At 41.5% G+C, this 19,976-nt stretch carries 21 protein-coding genes, 4 tRNA genes and 1 riboswitch; of the genes, 8 read left to right on the top strand and 17 right to left on the bottom strand.

What is annotated here, in order from left to right; all coding sequences use genetic code 11:
• The first annotated feature begins 9 nt into the window (after positions 1–9).
• Both HJP15_RS16385 and HJP15_RS16380 read left to right on the top strand, forming a co-directional pair.
• The gene (locus tag HJP15_RS16385) at positions 10–477 is read left to right on the top strand and encodes a chemotaxis protein CheX (RefSeq protein ID WP_054202987.1); all 468 of its coding nucleotides are present in this window, start codon (positions 10–12) and stop codon (positions 475–477) included.
• Positions 474–899 carry a secondary thiamine-phosphate synthase enzyme YjbQ gene (locus tag HJP15_RS16380; protein WP_054202986.1) on the top strand — a complete coding sequence of 142 codons (426 nt, stop codon included), beginning with the start codon at positions 474–476 and terminating at the stop codon, positions 897–899. Before HJP15_RS16385 ends, HJP15_RS16380 begins: the two co-directional genes overlap by 4 nt.
• Before the next feature lie 115 nt (positions 900–1,014).
• Here the strand turns inward: HJP15_RS16380 and HJP15_RS16375 are convergent.
• The 5 genes from HJP15_RS16375 to orn all read right to left on the bottom strand — a co-directional run bounded on the left by HJP15_RS16375 (position 1,015) and on the right by orn (position 2,171).
• Positions 1,015–1,090: transfer RNA gene (locus HJP15_RS16375), tRNA-Gly, on the bottom strand.
• Positions 1,091–1,139: 49 nt separating this feature from the next.
• Positions 1,140–1,215: transfer RNA gene (locus tag HJP15_RS16370), tRNA-Gly, on the bottom strand.
• A 39-nt stretch (positions 1,216–1,254) separates the two neighbouring features.
• Positions 1,255–1,330, bottom strand: a tRNA-Gly gene (locus tag HJP15_RS16365).
• Positions 1,331–1,369: 39 nt separating this feature from the next.
• Positions 1,370–1,445, bottom strand: a tRNA-Gly gene (locus tag HJP15_RS16360).
• Between the two features lie 180 nt (positions 1,446–1,625).
• Positions 1,626–2,171, bottom strand: a complete 546-nt coding sequence (gene orn, locus HJP15_RS16355) for an oligoribonuclease (protein ID WP_054202985.1) — start codon at positions 2,169–2,171, stop codon at positions 1,626–1,628.
• 121 nt (positions 2,172–2,292) lie between these two features.
• Between orn and rsgA the strand changes: the two genes are divergently transcribed.
• Together rsgA and asd are read left to right on the top strand one after the other, a co-directional pair.
• Positions 2,293–3,351, top strand: coding sequence for a small ribosomal subunit biogenesis GTPase RsgA (gene rsgA / locus HJP15_RS16350; protein ID WP_054202984.1), 1,059 nt, complete (start codon positions 2,293–2,295; stop codon positions 3,349–3,351).
• 17 nt (positions 3,352–3,368) lie between these two features.
• Positions 3,369–4,235, top strand: coding sequence for an archaetidylserine decarboxylase (gene asd / locus HJP15_RS16345; RefSeq protein WP_170174163.1), 867 nt, complete (start codon positions 3,369–3,371; stop codon positions 4,233–4,235).
• A 72-nt stretch (positions 4,236–4,307) separates the two neighbouring features.
• Here asd and HJP15_RS16340 read toward each other — a convergent pair whose 3' ends face one another.
• The 8 genes from HJP15_RS16340 to HJP15_RS16305 all read right to left on the bottom strand — a co-directional run bounded on the left by HJP15_RS16340 (position 4,308) and on the right by HJP15_RS16305 (position 11,914).
• Entirely contained in the window at positions 4,308–5,081 is a 774-nt protein-coding gene (locus tag HJP15_RS16340; RefSeq protein WP_170174162.1) for a HesA/MoeB/ThiF family protein, read from the bottom strand.
• On the bottom strand, positions 5,074–6,609 hold the full coding sequence (gene thiE, locus HJP15_RS16335) for a thiamine phosphate synthase (RefSeq protein ID WP_169327572.1): 1,536 nt from the start codon (positions 6,607–6,609) through the stop codon (positions 5,074–5,076). The genes HJP15_RS16340 and thiE overlap by 8 nt, the downstream gene beginning before the upstream one ends.
• A 13-nt stretch (positions 6,610–6,622) precedes the next feature.
• Entirely contained in the window at positions 6,623–7,426 is an 804-nt protein-coding gene (locus tag HJP15_RS16330; RefSeq protein ID WP_054455861.1) for a thiazole synthase, read from the bottom strand.
• Between the two features lies 1 nt (position 7,427).
• On the bottom strand, positions 7,428–7,625 hold the full coding sequence (gene thiS / locus HJP15_RS16325) for a sulfur carrier protein ThiS (protein ID WP_054203180.1): 198 nt from the start codon (positions 7,623–7,625) through the stop codon (positions 7,428–7,430).
• A gap of 13 nt (positions 7,626–7,638) precedes the next feature.
• Positions 7,639–8,640 (bottom strand): FAD-dependent oxidoreductase, encoded by a 1,002-nt coding sequence (locus HJP15_RS16320; protein ID WP_170174161.1) that lies wholly within the window; start codon positions 8,638–8,640, stop codon positions 7,639–7,641.
• 79 nt (positions 8,641–8,719) lie between these two features.
• Positions 8,720–10,672 (bottom strand): phosphomethylpyrimidine synthase ThiC, encoded by a 1,953-nt coding sequence (thiC, locus tag HJP15_RS16315; RefSeq protein WP_054202979.1) that lies wholly within the window; start codon positions 10,670–10,672, stop codon positions 8,720–8,722.
• Positions 10,673–10,824: 152 nt separating this feature from the next.
• A riboswitch (TPP riboswitch) is annotated at positions 10,825–10,935 on the bottom strand.
• A gap of 56 nt (positions 10,936–10,991) precedes the next feature.
• The gene (locus HJP15_RS16310) at positions 10,992–11,393 is read right to left on the bottom strand and encodes an META domain-containing protein (RefSeq protein WP_064435819.1); all 402 of its coding nucleotides are present in this window, start codon (positions 11,391–11,393) and stop codon (positions 10,992–10,994) included.
• Positions 11,394–11,518: 125 nt separating this feature from the next.
• A complete protein-coding gene (locus tag HJP15_RS16305; protein WP_054202978.1) occupies positions 11,519–11,914 on the bottom strand; it encodes an acyl-CoA thioesterase in 396 nt (131 codons plus the stop codon).
• A gap of 124 nt (positions 11,915–12,038) precedes the next feature.
• On the opposite strand from HJP15_RS16305, the gene HJP15_RS16300 reads away from it, so the two are divergent.
• Positions 12,039–14,147, top strand: a complete 2,109-nt coding sequence (locus HJP15_RS16300; RefSeq protein ID WP_170174160.1) for a TonB-dependent receptor — start codon at positions 12,039–12,041, stop codon at positions 14,145–14,147.
• Between the two features lie 371 nt (positions 14,148–14,518).
• Here the strand turns inward: HJP15_RS16300 and epmA are convergent, their stop codons facing one another.
• Together epmA and efp are read right to left on the bottom strand one after the other, a co-directional pair.
• The gene (gene epmA, locus HJP15_RS16295) at positions 14,519–15,493 is read right to left on the bottom strand and encodes an elongation factor P--(R)-beta-lysine ligase (protein WP_170174159.1); all 975 of its coding nucleotides are present in this window, start codon (positions 15,491–15,493) and stop codon (positions 14,519–14,521) included.
• Between the two features lie 61 nt (positions 15,494–15,554).
• Positions 15,555–16,121: an elongation factor P gene (efp, locus tag HJP15_RS16290; protein WP_054202975.1), complete on the bottom strand. Its 567-nt coding sequence runs from the start codon at positions 16,119–16,121 to the stop codon at positions 15,555–15,557.
• 42 nt (positions 16,122–16,163) lie between these two features.
• Between efp and epmB the strand changes: the two genes are divergently transcribed.
• A complete protein-coding gene (gene epmB / locus HJP15_RS16285) occupies positions 16,164–17,177 on the top strand; it encodes an EF-P beta-lysylation protein EpmB (protein ID WP_170174158.1) in 1,014 nt (337 codons plus the stop codon).
• Between the two features lie 9 nt (positions 17,178–17,186).
• On the opposite strand, the gene HJP15_RS16280 is transcribed toward epmB, so the two are convergent.
• Positions 17,187–17,396, bottom strand: a complete 210-nt coding sequence (locus HJP15_RS16280; RefSeq protein WP_054202973.1) for a hypothetical protein — start codon at positions 17,394–17,396, stop codon at positions 17,187–17,189.
• Between the two features lie 72 nt (positions 17,397–17,468).
• Between HJP15_RS16280 and HJP15_RS16275 the strand changes: the two genes are divergently transcribed.
• On the top strand, positions 17,469–17,759 hold the full coding sequence (locus tag HJP15_RS16275; RefSeq protein ID WP_054202972.1) for a hypothetical protein: 291 nt from the start codon (positions 17,469–17,471) through the stop codon (positions 17,757–17,759).
• Positions 17,760–17,805: 46 nt separating this feature from the next.
• On the opposite strand, the gene HJP15_RS16270 is transcribed toward HJP15_RS16275, so the two are convergent.
• A complete protein-coding gene (locus HJP15_RS16270) occupies positions 17,806–18,303 on the bottom strand; it encodes a DUF3016 domain-containing protein (RefSeq protein WP_054202971.1) in 498 nt (165 codons plus the stop codon).
• A 246-nt stretch (positions 18,304–18,549) separates the two neighbouring features.
• On the opposite strand from HJP15_RS16270, the gene galE reads away from it, so the two are divergent.
• The gene (galE, locus tag HJP15_RS16265) at positions 18,550–19,563 is read left to right on the top strand and encodes a UDP-glucose 4-epimerase GalE (protein ID WP_054202970.1); all 1,014 of its coding nucleotides are present in this window, start codon (positions 18,550–18,552) and stop codon (positions 19,561–19,563) included.
• The last annotated feature ends 413 nt before the right edge of the window (positions 19,564–19,976 follow it).

Raw genomic sequence — 19,976 nt, 5'->3', positions numbered from 1 at the left:
TAAGTAACAATGAATGTAGAGTTCATCAATCCTTTTTTAACGTCTCTGTTAAATGTACTAGGTACAATGGCTCAAACCGAATTAAAACCGGGTAAGCCTAGAATTAAAAAAGATGAAGTTGCCTGTGGTGATGTTTCAGGTTTAATAGGTATGGTAGGCCCGCAAACTAAAGGTTCATTTTCTATTACCTTTGATGAAAGCTTAGCGCTGACTATTATGGAACGTATGCTAGGTGAGCGCCCTGACTCAATTGACGAAGAAGTAACTGACATGGTTGGTGAAATAACCAACATGGTTACCGGTGGTGCAAAAAACCTACTGGGTGAAAAAGGTTATGACTTTGACATGGCCACACCTATAGTTGTATCTGGTAAAGGCCATACTATTACGCATAAAAGTGATGGCGCAAAAATACTCATCCCATTCACCTCTGATGCAGGTAATGCAAATATTGAAGTCAGTTTCGATAAAATATGAGTTGGTTACAAAAACAACTGGTTTTGAAGCCTCGCTCTCGAGGCTTTCATATTATTGATAATGAAATACTCACTCAACTCCCTGAAATCTCCCATTATAAAATTGGCTTACTCCACCTTTTTATTCAACACACTTCTGCCAGCTTAACGATTAATGAAAATGCTGATCCTACCGTACGTATGGATATGGAGAGTCATTTCAATAAGTTTGTACCCCAGTGCCAACCTTATTATCGTCATGATTATGAAGGCGATGACGATATGCCAGCACATATCAAAAGTAGTACCTTAGGGTGTGAGCTTACAATTCCTATTAATCAAGGATGTTTACAATTGGGGACATGGCAAGGCATTTATTTAGGTGAGCATCGCGACCATGGCGGCACAAGAAGACTTATAGCGACACTGCAAGGGCAAGTTTAAAGCCATCAGCCATCAGCCATCAGCCATCAGCCATCAGCCATCAAGAAAAGCATACAGTTCTTTAAGGTTTAAGATAATTTACTTAATAGGATATTTTGATTTGTTTAATAAACATTGGAGCGGTACACGAGGCTCGAACTCGTGACCTCGACCTTGGCAAGGTCGCGCTCTACCAACTGAGCTAGTACCGCTTTATAAATTGTATTTTTAAAAATAATTCAACTTCTTATGGTTAGAAATTGGAGCGGTACACGAGGCTCGAACTCGTGACCTCGACCTTGGCAAGGTCGCGCTCTACCAACTGAGCTAGTACCGCATTAATTTTTAAATCACTCTAATTTCTTTGGTTAGAAATTGGAGCGGTACACGAGGCTCGAACTCGTGACCTCGACCTTGGCAAGGTCGCGCTCTACCAACTGAGCTAGTACCGCATTAATTTTTAAATCGCTCCAATTTCTTTGGTTAGAAATTGGAGCGGCACACGAGGCTCGAACTCGTGACCTCGACCTTGGCAAGGTCGCGCTCTACCAACTGAGCTAGTGCCGCATTTAAATAGTCAGTAATTCGTCCGTTGTCACGCGACTAGTCGCAGTGAACGTTCAGGCAACTGAGCTAGTGCCGTACTACATGTTTATTTCAAGCAACTTAAACACACTAACCCCGCAGGGGTTATCGTCTTAAGCGGGGCGGGATTCTACAATAATTCCATGTGTTTGCAAGTGTTTTTTACAATTTAAAGAATTTTTCTTGATAGACTTTTAATTCCATAATGGAATCTTTAATATCATCAAGAGCAAGGTGTGAGCCTTTTTTGTTCACTTGCGCTAAAACTTCAGGTTTCCAGCGTCGTGCGAGCTCTTTAATTGTACTGACGTCTAAATTGCGGTAATGAAAGTAATCTTCCAGTTCGCGCATGTATTTATTCATAAAGCGTCTATCTTGCCCTATCGAGTTACCGCACATAGGTGAGGCACCTGCTGGAACCCACAACTTTAAAAATGCCAATGTTTGCTCAACGGCATCTTGCTCTGTGAATTTACTCGTCTTACAACGAGCTGTTAGACCTGATTGACCGTGCTGGTTAGTGCACCATTCATCCATACCATCGAGCAACTCATTACTTTGATGAATTGCAATAGTTGGACCTTCGGCCAAGATGTTTAGCTCACTGTCGGTGACAACGGTGGCGATTTCGAGTATTTTGTCTGTACTTGGTTCTAGACCTGTCATTTCGAGGTCGAGCCAAATCAGATTTGATTTATGAAAAGACATAATTACCTTGCGGTGCTTTCCTTTAGATCTAACGCATTTAGATATATCATATTAGTATCATCAGTCGACCTAAAGCTTTTTTTTCAAAAAGCACGACATTTAACTAAGTTATGGGCCAAAAGTGGCAAAACAGAAGAAATTAAGTAAAGGTCAATCCCGTAGGATTAAGGCCAATCATGAAAAACGCTTATCTAATGCAGATTCTGCACCAGCCAAAAGTAAGGCTGATAAGTGGCAAACCGATAATTTAGGTGCGCCTGAAAATGCTGTAGTGATCAGTCGTTTTGGTCAACATGCCGATATTGAAACCGATGACGGTGACGTATTGCGCTGCAATATTCGCCGTACTGTTAAAGGTATTGTTTGTGGCGATGAAGTGCAATTTCGTCGCGCTAAAGTAAGTGAAGGTGATTTAGCCGGCGTTATTGAAGCAATGCATGAACGCCGTTCGCAGCTTACACGCCCTGATTTTTACGATGGTGTAAAAGTCATTGCCGCCAACATCGATCAAATTTTGATGGTGTCAGCAGTATTACCTGAATTTACCCCCAGTATTATCGACCGCTACCTTATTGCCTGTGAAGACATGGGCATAGAGCCTATTTTAGTGCTCAATAAAATAGACTTAATTGATGAGCAAGGGCTTGCCAATATTAATAAAATTTTGGATATTTATAGAGCACTTGATTACCAAGTGTTACTGGTTAGTAATATTACAGGCAAAGGTATTGATGAACTCAAAGATACTCTGGTCGATAAAAATAGCATTTTTGTTGGTCAAAGTGGTGTCGGTAAATCTACGCTCGTGAACACGGTATTACCTAATGCCGAAATACTTACCAAAGAAGTCTCTGAGAACAGCGGCCTTGGTCAACACACAACAACAGTGTCACGACTTCACCACTTACCTTCTGGCGGTAACTTAATTGATTCTCCTGGTATTCGTGAATTTGGCTTGTGGCATTTAGATGTAGAACGCGTTACTTGGTGTTTTAAAGAGTTTCGTGAGTTTATTGGTGGTTGTCGCTTTAGGGATTGTAAACATTTGAATGATCCTGGCTGTATAATTCGCCAAGCAATCGATGAAGGTGATATTTCACAGCTACGTTTTGATAGCTACCACAGAATTTTAGAAACTATGGCCGATGGCCGCGCCGGAGCGCGTGCTCCTCGTATTTAATTTTTAGGAAGAAACTTGTGAGTTTAGATAAATTCAAAATCGCAATGCAGTACGCAATGCCAAAACATTTTGTATCTCGTATGGTAGGCAAGTTAGCCGCGGCTAAAGCTGGTGCATTAACCACTACTTTGATCAAATTGTTTATTAAACAATATAAAATAGATATGAACGAAGCGCAGTATAGCGATCCGGCTCACTATAAAACCTTTAATGAGTTTTTTACTCGCCCATTAAAAGAAGGTGTGCGCCCATTAACAACCGATGATAGCATCATTACTCATCCCGTTGATGGTGCAATTAGCCAGCTAGGCGCTATCGTAGACGGTCAGCTTATTCAAGCTAAAGGACATGATTACAGCTTACAAGCGCTACTAGGTGGCTCTGAGCAGGATACAGCACCATTTTTAGGTGGCGAGTTCGCAACGATTTACCTTGCTCCGAAAGACTATCATCGTATTCATATGCCGATTGATGGCACCTTGAGCAAAATGATTTACGTTCCGGGTGATTTATTCTCAGTAAACCCACTGACCGCGCAAAATGTGCCTAACTTATTTGCACGTAATGAGCGTGTAGTGGCGATTTTTGATACTGAAATTGGCCCTCTTGCTATGGTGCTAGTGGGCGCAACAATTGTTGCCAGCATCGAAACCATTTGGGCTGGTACAGTTACCCCACCAGCAGGTAAAGATGTCTTTAGCTGGAATTACCCAACCTCAGGTGACAACAGCATTACCTTGAAAAAAGGCGATGAAATGGGCCGTTTTAAATTAGGCTCAACCGTTATTTTAGCCTGGGGTGCTAATAAAGCAGGTATTTTAGATGATCAAAAGCCGGAAACGGTAACGCGTATGGGCACACCATTTGCCAAGATTAATTGTTAATTGTTAATTATTAATTATTAATCTTAAATAAAAACGCGGAAGACTAATTCAGTCATTCCGCGTTCTATTATTTCAAGCCTCTTCACAGCCACACTCTGCACACTGCGGCGCTTTACTTAATTTAAACTGCTGCTGCACTAAACCTAAGCCATCAAAGCGAACAAATTTACTTCCCTGATGATGACCTAAAATTACATTAACCGCTAATAATGCCTGCATTGAACCAATCACACCTAATAACGGACTTAACACACCAGCATTACTGCAGTTAAGCGTCTGCTCATCAGCGGTTCGTGGAAACACACAACCGTAACATGGGCTGTGTTGATCACGAAAATCAAAACACATTAGCTGTCCATCGGTTGCGATTGCTGCACCAGAAACCAAAGGGATAGCGAGCTTTAAACAAAAACGATTAACCACATAACGAGTATTAAAGTTATCACTGCAATCAAGCACTAGGGTTGCGTCTGTAAAAATCTGCTCGGCATTTTCAGCACTAAGCTGAATGTTTAAGGTGTTAATCGTAATTTGATTATTTAAGCTACTCAGTACTTTACCCGCCGCACTGACTTTCTGTTGCCCAAGGTGATTTACTTTATAAAGCACTTGGCGCTGTAAATTTGAAAGCTCAACGTTATCATCATCCAATAAAGTAAGCTTGCCAACGCCAGCAGCAGCTAAATACAACAAGGCAGGACTGCCTAAACCACCAGCGCCAACCACCACAACGTGAGCTGCCTTGAGCTTTAACTGCCCTTCAAGGCCAACTTCTTTAAGCATTAAATGGCGACTGTAACGCAACTGCTCTTTGCCAGATAAAGTGCCCTCGATTACCTCAGCCATCGCTGTTAATCGCCATTTGTAATTCTGCTATCGCCTGTTGATAATCACTTGCCTCTGTAATGGCTCTAACAACAGCCACACTGCCCACGCCAGTTGCTGCAACCTCACTCGCGCGTGCTAAATCAATGCCACCGATCGCCACTGTTGGGTAATCGCTCATTAACGGCACAAAGTGTTTTAGTTTTTCAAGACCTTGTATTTGCCCTGTCATATCTTTAGTGGTGGTTGGGTATATTGCCCCAAACGCCATATAACTAGGACGATAATTATGAGCACGAAGCATTTCATAAAACCCATGCGTCGAAAGTCCCAAACGCAGCCCAGCTTCTTTAATGGCGACTAAATTAGCCTCAAGCAAATCTTCTTGACCTAAATGTACACCGTACGCGCCATGCTTAATTGCTAACTGCCAGTGATCGTTTATATATACATGACCATCGTATTTTTTACCCAGCATCACCGCAGCAGCCACGGCATCATCAAGCTCACGCTCTGTACCTTGTTTCATTCTTAACTGGACGGTTTTAATACCTTGCGCCAGGCATTTCTCTAACCAATCAACAGTATCAACAACGGCATATAAACCAAGCTGTTTGCTCTCACAAGCAGGAAAACCAGCAGCCATAGTAAATTCATTTGGCGCATCAAAGTCTAATTCGTCAGCAAGCCAACTCCCGGCTTCAATCACTTGTGGGTAATCATCAAGGTTTTCAGGGAAACACGTTTGTGCCACAGGGCCAATCCCTTCACCATAACGTACTGCGGCTTTTAAGCCTTGGTTGATATACGCTTTTGCTAAAATAAAGGCATCTTTTAAGGGGTATTGTTTTGCTAAACACGCCGCAATAACAGAGGCCATACTACAGCCAGTCCCATGGCTATGTGGTGTTTGAATTTTTTCATTGCCGAGCCAATACTCACTCCCCCCATCGGTGCTGCCATCGATACAATAATCAATACAATAACCGCTCGGGTAATCCCAATGACCGCCCTTGATCACCACGGCTTTTGCGCCCCAGCTTTGTAACTTTGCTGCGGCTTCTCTTACGGCGCTTGGTCCAATTAAATACACACCCGTTAACAGCTGCGTTTCGTGCGTATTCGGGGTGATCACATCTACCAGCGGCAATAAACATTCTTTAATTGCACTAACGGTGTCTTCTTCGGTAAGTAAATCACCACTGCTGGCAATCGCAACGGGGTCATACACTACTAAAGGCGGCACAGGCCAAGTACTTTGATAATGCTTAATATGTTCACTGACAAGTTGAATTTGCTGTACATTTGCTAACATGCCGATTTTAATTACTGCGGCTTTCATATCATGCTCAAGCGCAAGTAACTGCGATTCAATAACCTCTGTAGAAATAGGATTTAGTGCTTCAACGCCTAAACTATTTTGTGCAGTGAGTGCGGTAATTGCTGTACAGCCATGCACACCAAAGCTTTGCATCGCTTTAATATCAGCCTGAATACCTGCACCGCCACCTGAATCTGAGCCTGCAATTGTCCAAACAACCTGTTTCATAAACACATTTATCCTAAATTTTATCTTGATGCCAAAATGGCATACCCATTGTTGGTGTTGAGGGAGCCGCAACCTCTTTTTCAGGCATTGCTTTAGCCAAATAACCAAAACGTCCAGCTTCAACCGCAGCTTTAAATGCACAACTCATAGTGACAGGACAACCCGCCCCCGCAATGGCTGAATTTAATAATACCGCATCATACCCCATTTCGAGTGCTTGGCAGGCATGTGAGGGGAGACCAAGGCCCGCATCAACTATTAAAGTCAGCTCTGGCAATCGTTCTCGAATAGTTTTTAAATTATATTGATTTAACAACCCTTTACCTGTGCCTATTGGCGCACCCCATGGCATTAACACTTCACACCCGGCCTGCGCTAAGCGCTGGCATAGCACTAAATCATCCGTGCAATACGGTAGCACTTTGAATCCTTCAGCTAAAAGGATTTTAGTCGCTTCAAGCAGTGCAAAGGGATCGGGTTGCAGGTTGTATTCGTCGCCGATTAACTCTAATTTAATCCAATCGGTGGCAAACACTTCTCGGCACATTTGCGCCAATGTAACCGCTTCTTTAACACTGTGGCAACCTGCGGTGTTAGGTAATATTTTTAAGCCAGTGTCTTTTATTAATTGCCAAAAATCATCCCCCGCAGCAGCACTTTGCTGGCGGCGTAAAGACACAGTGACAATCTGCGAACCAGACGCCTCAATCGACTCAGCCATAATCGCCGGTGAGGGATACAGTGCAGAGCCAATTAATAATCGACTATTAATCTGTTCGCCATAAATATTAAAACTGTCGTCGATACAATCTTTCATACTATCCCCCTTGAATTGGCGAGAGTAACTCAAGGCTATCACCTTCATTCAATTGTGTATCTGCACATAAGCTACGCGCGATAAAAACCCCATTTAATGCCACTGCAAATGGCTCTTTCGCGCCAAATTGGCTAAGCGCATCGAGTAACGTGTGCTTATCACTTAATACAAATGGCTGTCCATTTATCATTATATTCATAGTTTTATTCATCTTATTCGATTTTAGCTACGGCATCAGCCACTAGACTTGGCGCTAATAAATAACCATGGCGATACAGGCCATTAATGCTGATCACCTTACCTTGCTTGCTTACTTGTGGGCGGTTATCGCTAAATGCTGGGCGTAAACCAGTTTGAATATTTAACAGTCTCGCTTCAGCAAAACCACTGTGAACGGTGTATGCAGCAGAAAGTAACTCAAGCGTTGAACGCACTGTGGCTGGACCATTATCTTGTGATTCAATTTCGGTCGCGCCAATAACATATTCATGCTTAGGTTTAGGTGCAATATAAATGGGATAACGTGGATGCATTAGTCGTATGGGCCGAGTAAGTTTAACCTCAGGCGCATATAAACGCGCAACTTCACCACGGACTCCACGTAATTTACAACTGACGCTTTTTGCCCCAAGCCCTCGACAATCAATTATATAGTCAAACGCGCCTTGTATACTTTCTGAATTTATATCAATTGTTTTACCAAATTCAAAACTCACGCCTCGTGCTTGTAGTGTTTTATAACTTGCCTGATAAAATGCTTGGTTATCAATTTGCCCTTCGCAAGGTAAATAAAGCCCTTGGTTAAAACGCCCAGATAACTCAGGTTCGAGTTCATTAATATGTGTACTGGTTAGTGAATGAGCCTGATGCCCCAGCAAAGGTTTTAGGCGCTGAGCAAAGCTTTGTAAATCGCCTTTATCTTGCTGATGAGCAACCACTAATGTGCCCTGCTGTTGAAAAAACACCTCATCATCTAACTGCGCTAAAATAGCAGGCCAACGGGCTATCGAATCAAGCCCCATGAATGCTAAATCTTGTTCACACAAAACAGACTCAGCAAGTGGTGCAAGCATCGCCGCCGCAACACGGCCTGCACTATCAAGCGCTTGCTCATCACCCGCTTCAAATACAGTTACCTGATGCAGCATACTCAATTCAAGCGCCGCCAAACGCCCAGTTAAACCAAAACCTATTACCGCAATTTTGTAAGACATAATAACCTCTCAGCTATAAGCTGTAAGCCATAAGCGGTGCTCTGCTTACAACTTAAAGCTTATCGCTTACAACTAGCTTTTAAACCGCTTTATGGTAAATCTCTGAGCCAGTTTGTTTAAACTCGTCAGATTTAGCTTTCATCTCAGCTTCCACATCAACCATTTTTATTTCAATACTCTCACCAACATTGTTTGGATCGATACCTCTGGCTTCTAGGTCTTTGGCATATTCGCGCACTTCTTGGGTGATTTTCATTGAACAGAATTTTGGCCCACACATAGAGCAAAAATGCGCTACTTTTCCTGACTCTTGCGGTAGCGTTTCATCATGGTATTCGCGGGCGCGAACTGGGTCTAAACCAATATTAAATTGGTCATGCCAGCGGAACTCAAAACGCGCTTTTGACAATGCATTATCACGCTCTTGTGCTCCCGGGTGACCTTTTGCTAAATCTGCAGCATGGGCCGCTATTTTATAAGTGATCAGCCCTTCTTTTACGTCTTCTTTATTTGGCAGACCTAAATGCTCTTTGGGTGTTACGTAACACAACATTGCACAGCCATACCACGCAATTTGTGCCGCACCAATACCGGAGGTAATATGGTCATAACCTGGTGCAATGTCAGTTGTAAGCGGGCCAAGCGTATAAAATGGTGCTTCATCACAATGCTTAAGTTGCTCTTCCATGTTTTCTTTGATCATGTGCATTGGCACATGGCCTGGGCCTTCAATAAAGACTTGTACGTCGTGCTTCCATGCTATTTTTGTCAGCTCACCAAGTGTGCGCAATTCACTAAATTGTGCATCATCGTTGGCATCAGCAATTGACCCCGGACGCAGGCCATCACCTAATGAGAAACACACATCGTATTGCTTTAAAATCTCGCAGATATCTTCAAAATGCGTATAAAGAAAGTTTTCTTTATGGTGCGCTAAACACCACTTAGCCATAATTGAACCACCACGCGATACAATACCGGTAACACGCTTTGCCGTCATAGGTACATAGCGTAGTAAAACACCAGCGTGAATAGTAAAGTAATCTACGCCCTGCTCAGCTTGTTCAATTAGGGTGTCGCGGAAGATTTCCCATGTTAGGTCTTCTGCTACACCATTTACTTTTTCAAGTGCTTGATAAATTGGTACGGTACCAATTGGTACAGGCGAGTTACGTACTACCCACTCGCGGGTTTCGTGAATATAACGCCCTGTTGATAAATCCATTACGGTGTCAGCGCCCCAACGGGTTGACCACACCATTTTTTCAACTTCTTCTTCGATAGATGAACTTACTGATGAATTACCTATATTTGCGTTTACTTTCACTAAAAAGTTACGCCCTACTATCATCGGCTCGGTTTCAGGGTGGTTAATATTGTTTGGTAAAATTGCACGTCCGCGAGCAATTTCATCACGCACAAATTCAGGAGTAATAAACTCAGGAATGCTCGCGCCAAACGATTCACCTTTATGCTGCTGCGCTAATAACTCTTTTTGAATTTGCGCACGACCCATATTTTCGCGTACTGCGACATATTCCATTTCTGGTGTGATAATACCTTGGCGAGCATAATGCATTTGCGTGACGTTTTTACCCGCTTTAGCGCGACGAATTTTAGGTAAGTGTTCAAAACGAATGTGGTCAAGACCTTCGTCAGCCATACGTTGCTGCGAAAATTGCGACGTGACTGATTCCAACACCTCGGTATCATCACGGCTTTCAATCCACTGCTCACGATATTTATCAAGGCCTTTTCGCACATCAAGAGTGAAATCTGGGTCTGTGTATGGGCCCGATGTATCATAAACACGCAGTGGTGCATTTGACTCGTACACTGGGTTTTCATCAGTGCCACCAATGAAAGTATCGCTTAACGTAATTTCTCGCATACCAACGCGTACATTCTCTTGGGTACCTTGTACATACACTTTGTGTGAACTTGGAAAAGGTTGCCCAGTAAGGTTATAAATATAATCTGATGCAGCCGCACGGGTTTCGCGGCGAGACGGTTTATTTGATGTATTTGACATGACTTACCTCATTGCTAAAGGGTTGTCTCGTCAGATATTGCAATGCAATAGAGAGTAGCAAATGCTACATGGATCGTAGATTGGTGTTACAAAAAAGCACTACCAACCTTGGCAGCCAGAGTACTTATACGCCAAACAGGCGCACAAGCACCCGTTTATGGCAGCTTGTTCCCTACGCAGGTGTTAGCCTGATCAGGTTCACGGATCCCGCTTTCGCGATCTCAGCCTTTGAGCTAAAACTCAAGGCACTCCGACAAGTAAAAATTCTATATATTGTTCGCTGACGAGTGTACGTCAGATGTAATTAGCCTGCAAGGGGTTAACTTGCAGGAATAAACGCAAATGTCTGTTCGCCATTTAAAACTAATTGTTGATTTTGGATTTGTAACGGCACACCCTGCTTCAACGCATTTAAAAATTGCTGCTCAAACGCATCTAACTCATCACCACATGATTTTCGGGTCATGCCTAACTTATTAACCGTTAAATGATTATCATCCAGCAAGCCTTCGCCAAAAAATTTATTGCAACCCGCAAAACCATTGACTTGCAACGCTTCAATAAAACTTAATGATGCAGTGTAAGATGTCGGGATCGCTAAACCATCAACATGTGATAGTTGCCACTTAGTGTATTTCAATTGCTCACTTGTGACTGTCCCTGTCGATGAGCAGCCAATACAAAAACCGATAACAAGCATCGGTATTGCTGCTAATTTCATGTGATTCTTAACCTAAAATTCAATCAACATATAGTAACAATAATTAACAGTTTTTACCGTTAATAATGCATGTTTTAAATGTAAAAAATTGTTCTAAGATAGTAAAAAACATTCGCACTAATGAATTATTCACTTTTAAATAGCTGATTAACTTGCTCTGGTAAAAATGGTCGCCCTTGCTCGTTGACACTAGTTCCTATTACTAATGCTTTAAGCATGACTTTATCATCACTTTTACGTATCACGGTTTGCCTAAATCCGAATTTTAATCTGCTAATACGCTCCGGCTCTACAGCAACATAAAACTCATCGCCAGGCACTAAAGACTGTTTATAGTCTATCTCACTACGCATAACCACTAAATTAATTTTATCTCGGGCAAGCTGCGCGAAATCAATGCCGTTGGCGTATAAAAATTCATGGCGAGCATGCTCTAAATAATTAAAATAAACACTGTTGTTTACTATACCCTGTAAATCACATTCATAGTCGCGCACTTTAAAGTCTACTTTAAATGTCATATTCGTAATCCTAATTATGTATACTGTGCGCGTTTATAACATATAGACACCCAAAAGTTGAATAACGACTTTAATGAGAATAGTTGTTATCATACAAGTCCCTGAAATGGAGTTAAGCAACCGAATGAAACTACGTCTGTCTTTAATTACCGCTGCGCTACTACCTTTATTAAGCGCCCCAGCTTTTGCTGAAGATACTGATCTTGAAAAAATACTTGTTACTGGGGACTTTCAAAAAGAAAGTATTCAAACCCTCAGTGCCAGCGCCAGTTTATTTAGCCAGCAAGAAATTAATGACCGAGGCGCTAACTTTTTAGATGAAATGTTGGCCAGTGCCGCTAATGTTAACTTTTCATCTGGTGCATCTCGCGGACGCTTTATCCAAATTCGTGGGGTTGGTCTGCGCTCACAATTCGTTGATCCAATTAACCCATCGGTTGGTTTAGTGATTGATGGCATTAACTATTCAGGTCTTGGTGGCAGCTCATTACTTTTTGATGTAAACCAAATTGAAATTTATCGCGGCCCACAAGGTACGCGCTTTGGTGCTGATGGTTTGGGTGGGATGATCCAAATGGAATCAGCTGATCCTACATTTGATCCTAGTGTAAAGGTTCAACTAGGTGCTGGTAACTATAATAGCTACGAAGCAGGTATTGCTGCCGGCATTGGTATTACTGACAGCACTGCGGTACGCGCCAGTATTTACCAACGTGAATCTGATGGCTTTATGGATAATGAGTATTTAGGTAAGCCAACACAACAACAAGATGAAATGATCAGCCGCTTTAAGCTACACAGCCAATTAAGCGATCATTTACGTACTGAATTAAGCGTTCACTATATTGATATTAACAATGGCTATGACGCATTTACCCTTGATAATAGCCGTAATAGTGTAGCGGATAGCCCAGGACAAGATAACCAAGAAAGTATTGCTGTAGGGCTTGCCAATATTTATACCGGTTTTGATCTATTTGATGTGAGCTTAAACTTATCAGGCATAGACAGTGAATTACTATATAGCTTTGATGAAGACTGGGTATGTAATGATACCAGTAAGCCAAAATTATGTGGTGCAGGTTTACATGAGAAAAGTTATAGCTACAAAGATGCATACTATCGTGATCGCAAAGATAAAACGGCAGAGCTGCAATTTAATGGAAAAGCCCAAGACTGGATTACCGGAATCTATTATCAAAACCGTAATGTAGGGCTTGATCGTCAACGCATAGAAAATTCTGATTTAGCTTTATTTAATTCTACTTATGAAGTTAGTAATGTTGCTGTTTATGGTCAATTAGCCACTCCAATAAATGCTAAAACAACATTGATTACTGGTCTACGTGTTGAAGAGCACAGTAGTGATTACAGTGACAGTAATGGGTTTATTGTGAGTAGTGATGATGTAATGGTCGGTGGTAAAGTAGCCCTTGAATATCAAGTAATTGATCGAACAATGATCTACACAAGTATTACTCGCGGCTACAAAGCTGGCGGCATTAACTCTGAAGCCCTCGCCAAAGCACAAGAGTTCGGCCTCGGCGCTGACTTTTTTCAACAACACACAACTTTTGATCCTGAGTACTTATGGAATGCCGAGTTCGGCGTTAAAGGCAGCTCATTGGATGACAAATTTGTACTGCGCTTAGCGGCATTTTATATGTACCGTGAAGACATGCAATTAAAGTCTTGGTTGGTAGAAGGTCAAAACTTTACTAGCTATTTTGATAATGCAGGATCTGGTGAGAACTACGGTCTAGAAATTGAAGGCAGCTACCAGCTAACCGATGATTTATTTTTTACTGGTAGTGTTGGTTATTTAGATACTAAGATTAATGATTATGTAGCTAGAACAAGCCTCTATTCACCTCCATTAGATCAAGACGGTCGTGAGCAAGCTCAAGCACCTAAATACCAGTACGCATTTACCGCTCGTTATAACTTTACTGATGAGTTATTTGCTACGGTAGGTATTGAAGGTAAAGACGACTATTACTTTTCTGATAGCCACAATTCACAAGCGTCCAATGTTAATCTAGTTAATTTTACTGCTGGATATGAGGCCGACCAATGGTCAATCCGCGCTTGGGCCCGTAATGTATTTGATGAAGAGGCACCTACCCGCGGTTTTGAATTTGGTAACGATCCTCGTGATGGCTGGGTTACTCATACATATACACAGCAAGGCGAGCCTATGGTCGCTGGTGTTACCTTTATTTACGAATTATAGATAATAAGCTCTAGGGCGTGTTGACCTTTGTGGATTGAAATTTGTTCAATCTAGGGGCGATTTAATCGCGGCGCGAGGTTTGTAACCTAGCGGGCTAAGTAAAAACCGAGCAAAGCTTCCGCGTCCTGCTCACGCCCCTTACCTACATCCGTGTAGGTAACAAAGAGTCAATCGCCCCTAGGAAGAACCCTTTGGGCAGCGCATGTTTGGCATTTATACTGCGTTATCGCCTATTTATGGGGAACAACCACACTGCATAGGCGCTGCCTTGCCTAAATACCAAACATACTGCTGCAAAATCAATCACGAAAGGTCAACACGCCCTAGGTAGCTAGGCTCTAGAACTTTCTAGTACCTAGCTACCTTACTAGTCACGCTCTTTCAACATCAAACGCGATAACTTCTTTGATGCTATTTTTATCTGTCGCTAGCATCACTAATCTATCAATTCCTAATGCGACACCGGCACATTGTGGCAAGCCATGCTCAAGCGCGGCAATTAAACGCGTGTCTATAGGCACCGCAGTTAAGTTATTTGCATTACGGTACACATTGTCAACATTAAAGCGCTTTGCTTGCTCCTGTGCGTTTGTAAGCTCATTAAAGCCGTTTGCAAGCTCCATGTTCTGATAATAAAGCTCAAACCGCCCAGAAACTCTTGTATCATGCTCACAAATACTCGCCAGCGCAGCTTGTGATGCGGGAAAGTGATACACAAAACACGGTTTATCTTGGCCTATAATCGGCTCTACTTTCATACAAAACAATAACTGCAATAATGTATCGCGATGCGTTTCATGCTTAGCTATATCGGCAAAGCCCTGCTCGCAGGCAATGTTTTGCAGTTGTGCAATTGTAGCTGTTAGCGGGTCGATCCCTAGCGCTTGCTCAAAAACCTGTTGATAGGTTAAACGTTTTGCAGGCTGCACATTTAAAATTAACTGTATCAGCTCATCCATTTCGTCCATTAAGGAAAATTCATCAAACCCCGGTCGATACCACTCAAGCATAGTAAATTCTGGGTTATGATGATTGCCAGCTTCTTCATTACGAAATGCTTTACAGATTTGATAAATCGCGCCGCTGCCCGCAGCCAATAAACGCTTCATGGCAAATTCTGGGGATGTTTGTAAATACAAAGGTAAACCTTGCGCGTATCCTGGACCAATAAATTGCGTTTTGAAACTCGCTAAATGCACGTCGGTAACACTTGCACTACTTAAACTAGGTGTCTCAACCTCCATCACCTGACGCTGATAAAAAAACTCACGAATAGCTCGTAAGATTGTAGCTCGTTGCGCCAAAGTATTTACTTGTGCGCTTGGCTGCCAAAGATCGATTGACATATTTTCTCCAAAAAAAATCCCAGCTTAAAGCCAGGATTTAGTTAAGTCGTATTTTTAAAGCTTACTTAACACGGCTTACGTATTCACCGTTACGAGTGTCTACTTTAATAACTTCACCAATTTGCACGAATAAAGGAACACGTACGACTGCGCCAGTGCTTAAGGTCGCTGGTTTACCACCAGTACCCGCCGTATCACCCTTAAGGCCAGGATCTGTTTCTGTGATCTCAAGCTCTACAAAATTAGGCGCAGCAACAGCAATTGGGCTGCCATTCCATAACGTAATAGTACATACGTCATTTTCAACTAACCACTTAACAGTATCGCCAAGTGCTTTTTCATCTGCAGCAATTTGCTCAAATGTTTCGTTGTTCATGAAATGCCAAAACTCACCATCAGTGTAAAGATACGCAAGATCGGTATCCATTACATCAGCACCTTCAACTGACTCACCCGATTTAAAGGTTTTTTCAAGTACTTTACCTGAAATAAGCTTACGAATACGAACACGGTTAAACGCTTGGCCTTTACCAGGTTTTACCATTTCATTTTCTAAGATACTGCAAGGCTCGCCGTCCATCATAATTTTTAGGCCGCCCTTGAACTCGTTGGTGCTATAATTCGCCATCGTTTCCTCTATCTAATAATTTTTCGAGTAATTTACGTGCCAATGATACAAAGAAATGAAGCAAATTTGCATAAAAACTGGCAAAAAGAATTAGCGAATGTCGTTACTTGCCCAAAAGTACTATTAGAAATGCTTGGCTTATCAAGCCAAGTCCATGAAAACGACATAAAAGCTCGCAGTTTATTCCCTGTTCGTGTGCCTGTCCCTTTTATAAAAAAAATGCGCCGTGGTGATGTAAATGACCCTCTTTTATTACAAGTCATGCCACGCCACCAAGAATTCATTGCAAAAACAGGCTTCAATAAAGATCCCTTAGAAGAACAAGATAACAAACAACCTGGGCTATTACACAAGTATCGTTCTCGTGTTTTAGTGATGTTTAAAACAGGCTGTGCTGTAAATTGCCGTTACTGTTTTCGTCGCCACTTTCCGTATCAAGAGAACCAACTAAACAAACGCAGTTTAATTGATGCACTCGATTACATTAAATCGGACACGAATATTAACGAGGTGATTTTAAGTGGTGGTGATCCATTAATGGCCAAAGACGATGCGATTAGTTGGTTTATGGATGAACTTGAACAATTACCACAAATTAAGCGGATGCGAATTCACAGCCGTTTACCTGTTGTGATCCCATCTCGGGTTACTGATGAACTATGCCAGCGCTTGGCTGACTCACCGCTAAAGATTATATTTATCAATCATATTAATCATGCCAACGAGATCGATAATGAATTCAAAACGGCTATGCAAAAGTTAAAAAAAGCAGGTGTTACATTACTCAATCAAGCGGTGATTTTAAAAGATGTAAATGATAGCGCTCGGGCTCAAATTGATTTAAGCGAAGCATTATTTGATGCCGATGTACTACCTTACTACTTATACCTGTTAGACAAAGTTGAAGGTGCGAGTCATTTTGATATCAAAGAGGAGCAGGCACGCAAAATTGTGGGCGAAATGCTACTCGCATTACCTGGTTTTTTAGTGCCCAAACTGGTGCGCGAGATCGGTGGACAACAAAGTAAAACCCCTATCGATCTCAAGCTTACATGAACGTAGAGTCTATACGTATACGTTTACGTTATTACCCAGTGATGCTGTAACCGACTTAGTAGGCGTTTGTGCTGCACTAGAGCTTGCTGCACCTTCAATTAAGGCTAATGCAGCGGCGCCATCAGCTTGTTGCTGCTTTTTAGCTAAAGCAGCGCTGTATACTTCGCCGCTTTGTGCTGTGCCACTCATGGCTGGTAAACTTCCACCTGATATATTCATAGTTCAATACCTGACTTTTATATGCAATCCACGTAATATATCGGCATCGCAGTTTAAAGCTTTAGGAAAAAAATGGATTCAATTATTGAGCAACTAAATGAAAACTTAAAAGTTGTTTATCGTCAATCACTTGATGCCGATAAAAAATTAGATGAGCTTCAACAACAAGGCCACGGTAAATTTAAGGCTCTCTTCCCAGCCGATGCAGGCTTTGATTTTGAAGCTAAGCGCTTCAAACCATACGTACTTGATGTTGCAGCCGATGTCGAAAGCTTAAGTAGCGATGGCTTTAGTGAAGAAAAATTAAAAACAACCGTGATTAAATTACAACAAATATTGCAATTATTAACAACGTTTAAATAATAACTAAAGGCACTAATACTTGAATATTCGTGCCTTTTAAATTTACTTATTGAGGCACAACTGCTGGAATTAATTCTTTTTTAAACCAATCTGTTAGCAAACGCTTATCGTAATAAAATGCATCATCACGGCCCATTTTAATTTTATCCATAAAACCCATATCTTTTAACGATACTTTGTCACTTTCAGTCAAAATCTTTCCATTTTTATCTGTCACAGAGTATGTAAATTCAATACGTGGAAAGTAGATAGGTTTTATAATACGTAACTCATTCATACCACCAAAACGAACATCTCCGGCTAAATCTAGCTCCGTTACTTCTACATTAAACTTATAGCCTTCAGGTAAATTTTCGGCGAGCTTAGTAAAATGCTTTTCAAAACTCGATGCTACGCGTTTATGAAAAGACCCTCTCACTTCATTTGATGGACGAACATCACGATAATCATTAAAATCTTGCCACTTAACTACGGCCTCACCTGCTTGGGCAAACACAGGTAATGCGACTAAGAAAGTAAGTGCAATTTTTTTGACCATATTCATAATTTTCTCCAATAGGTAACTAACCAAATATAAGTAAGATACTAGCAGTAACGACTTAACTATAGCTTAATATATGCACATTAAGTTGTTATCATTTACATCAATTATGTAATCAAATATACCTCTATTCGCCAAAAAGATATACATATCAAATAAACGGACTAAATTTAACGATAGCGCATGCAATTCATCACTATATATGATGGAATTACGTCAACTTAAAAGCTTGCCCTATATGGAGATTACATGACAATTTTAGTAACAGGTGGTGCTGGGTATATTGGCTCGCACACAGTATTAGAGCTTCTACAGCAGGGTAATGACGTCGTCGTTATTGATAATTTAAGCAACTCGTCAAAAGAATCGCTTACAAGAGTAAAAAACATAACAGGTAAAGAGATCACTTTTTATCAAGGTGACATTCTCGATAAGGCGTTTTTAGCTAATGTGTTTTCAAAGCATACTATTAAGAGTGTTATTCACTTTGCAGGACTGAAAGCTGTAGGTGAATCTGTAGTAAAGCCTATCGAGTATTATCAAAATAATGTGCAAGGTACACTTACCCTTGTAGATGCTATGCGAGATGCTGATGTTTTTAAACTCGTCTTTAGCTCATCCGCAACAGTATATGGTGATCCAGCGAGCTTACCTATTCGTGAAGATTTCCCAGTAGGTGGCACAACAAATCCATACGGTACATCAAAACTCATGGTGGAAATGATGCTGCAAGATATAGCAAAATCAGATGAACGCTTCGCTTTTGCTATACTGCGTTACTTCAACCCCGTTGGCGCACATGAATCTGGTCTGATTGGCGAAGACCCTAATGGTATCCCAAACAATCTACTCCCTTATATTTCACAAGTTGCTGTTGGTAAATTAAAACAGTTAGGCGTATTTGGTGATGATTATGACACCGTTGATGGTACTGGTGTACGCGATTATATTCATGTTGTTGACTTAGCTCTTGGCCATTTAAAAGCATTGAATAAAATTAATCAAGATACTGGTGCACATGTATACAACCTTGGTACAGGTAATGGTTACTCTGTACTACAAATGCTCAATGCGTTCAGTAAAGCCTGTGGAAAAGAAGTTCCCTATCAAGTGTCTCCACGCCGCCCTGGTGATATAGCATCTTGTTATGCTGCACCTGAAAAAGCACTCACTGAGCTTAATTGGCAAGCAGAACGTGGACTAGAGGTAATGATGCAAGACGCGTGGCGCTGGCAAAACAATAACCCTAACGGATATAAATAAGCTTTCTTATACCAATCTGGATAGATATGGGGTCTATTTAATGACAAGAAAATTGCGCTATAACTAGGCAAAAATTTTTATATCTAGTTGTTCTAAATAAAAATTTTTAACGACGTTATAGCGTGATTTAATTCGTTAAATTGTTCAAATATTTATGCAGATTGGTATTACACACACTATTTGAGCTCACTCAGTAAGATGTAGGTCGTGATTTATCGCGACAACCGATATATGAGGGCATATCGCTTTCAGATGAATGCCCGAGCGACACTGGCCACCTTGCACCTGCTCGCTTTTTCACTTTCCTGCAGACGTAAAAAAGCCCGACTCAGTGAGTCGGGCTTTCTTTATTTGGAGCCTGGCGATGACCTACTTTCACATAACAAATGCTACACTATCATCGGCGCTGTTTC

The organism is Pseudoalteromonas sp. NEC-BIFX-2020_002, assembly GCF_013002825.1.
Taxonomy (GTDB): Bacteria; Pseudomonadota; Gammaproteobacteria; order Enterobacterales; family Alteromonadaceae; genus Pseudoalteromonas; species Pseudoalteromonas neustonica.
This window is presented reverse-complemented; position numbering and strand designations above follow the sequence as displayed.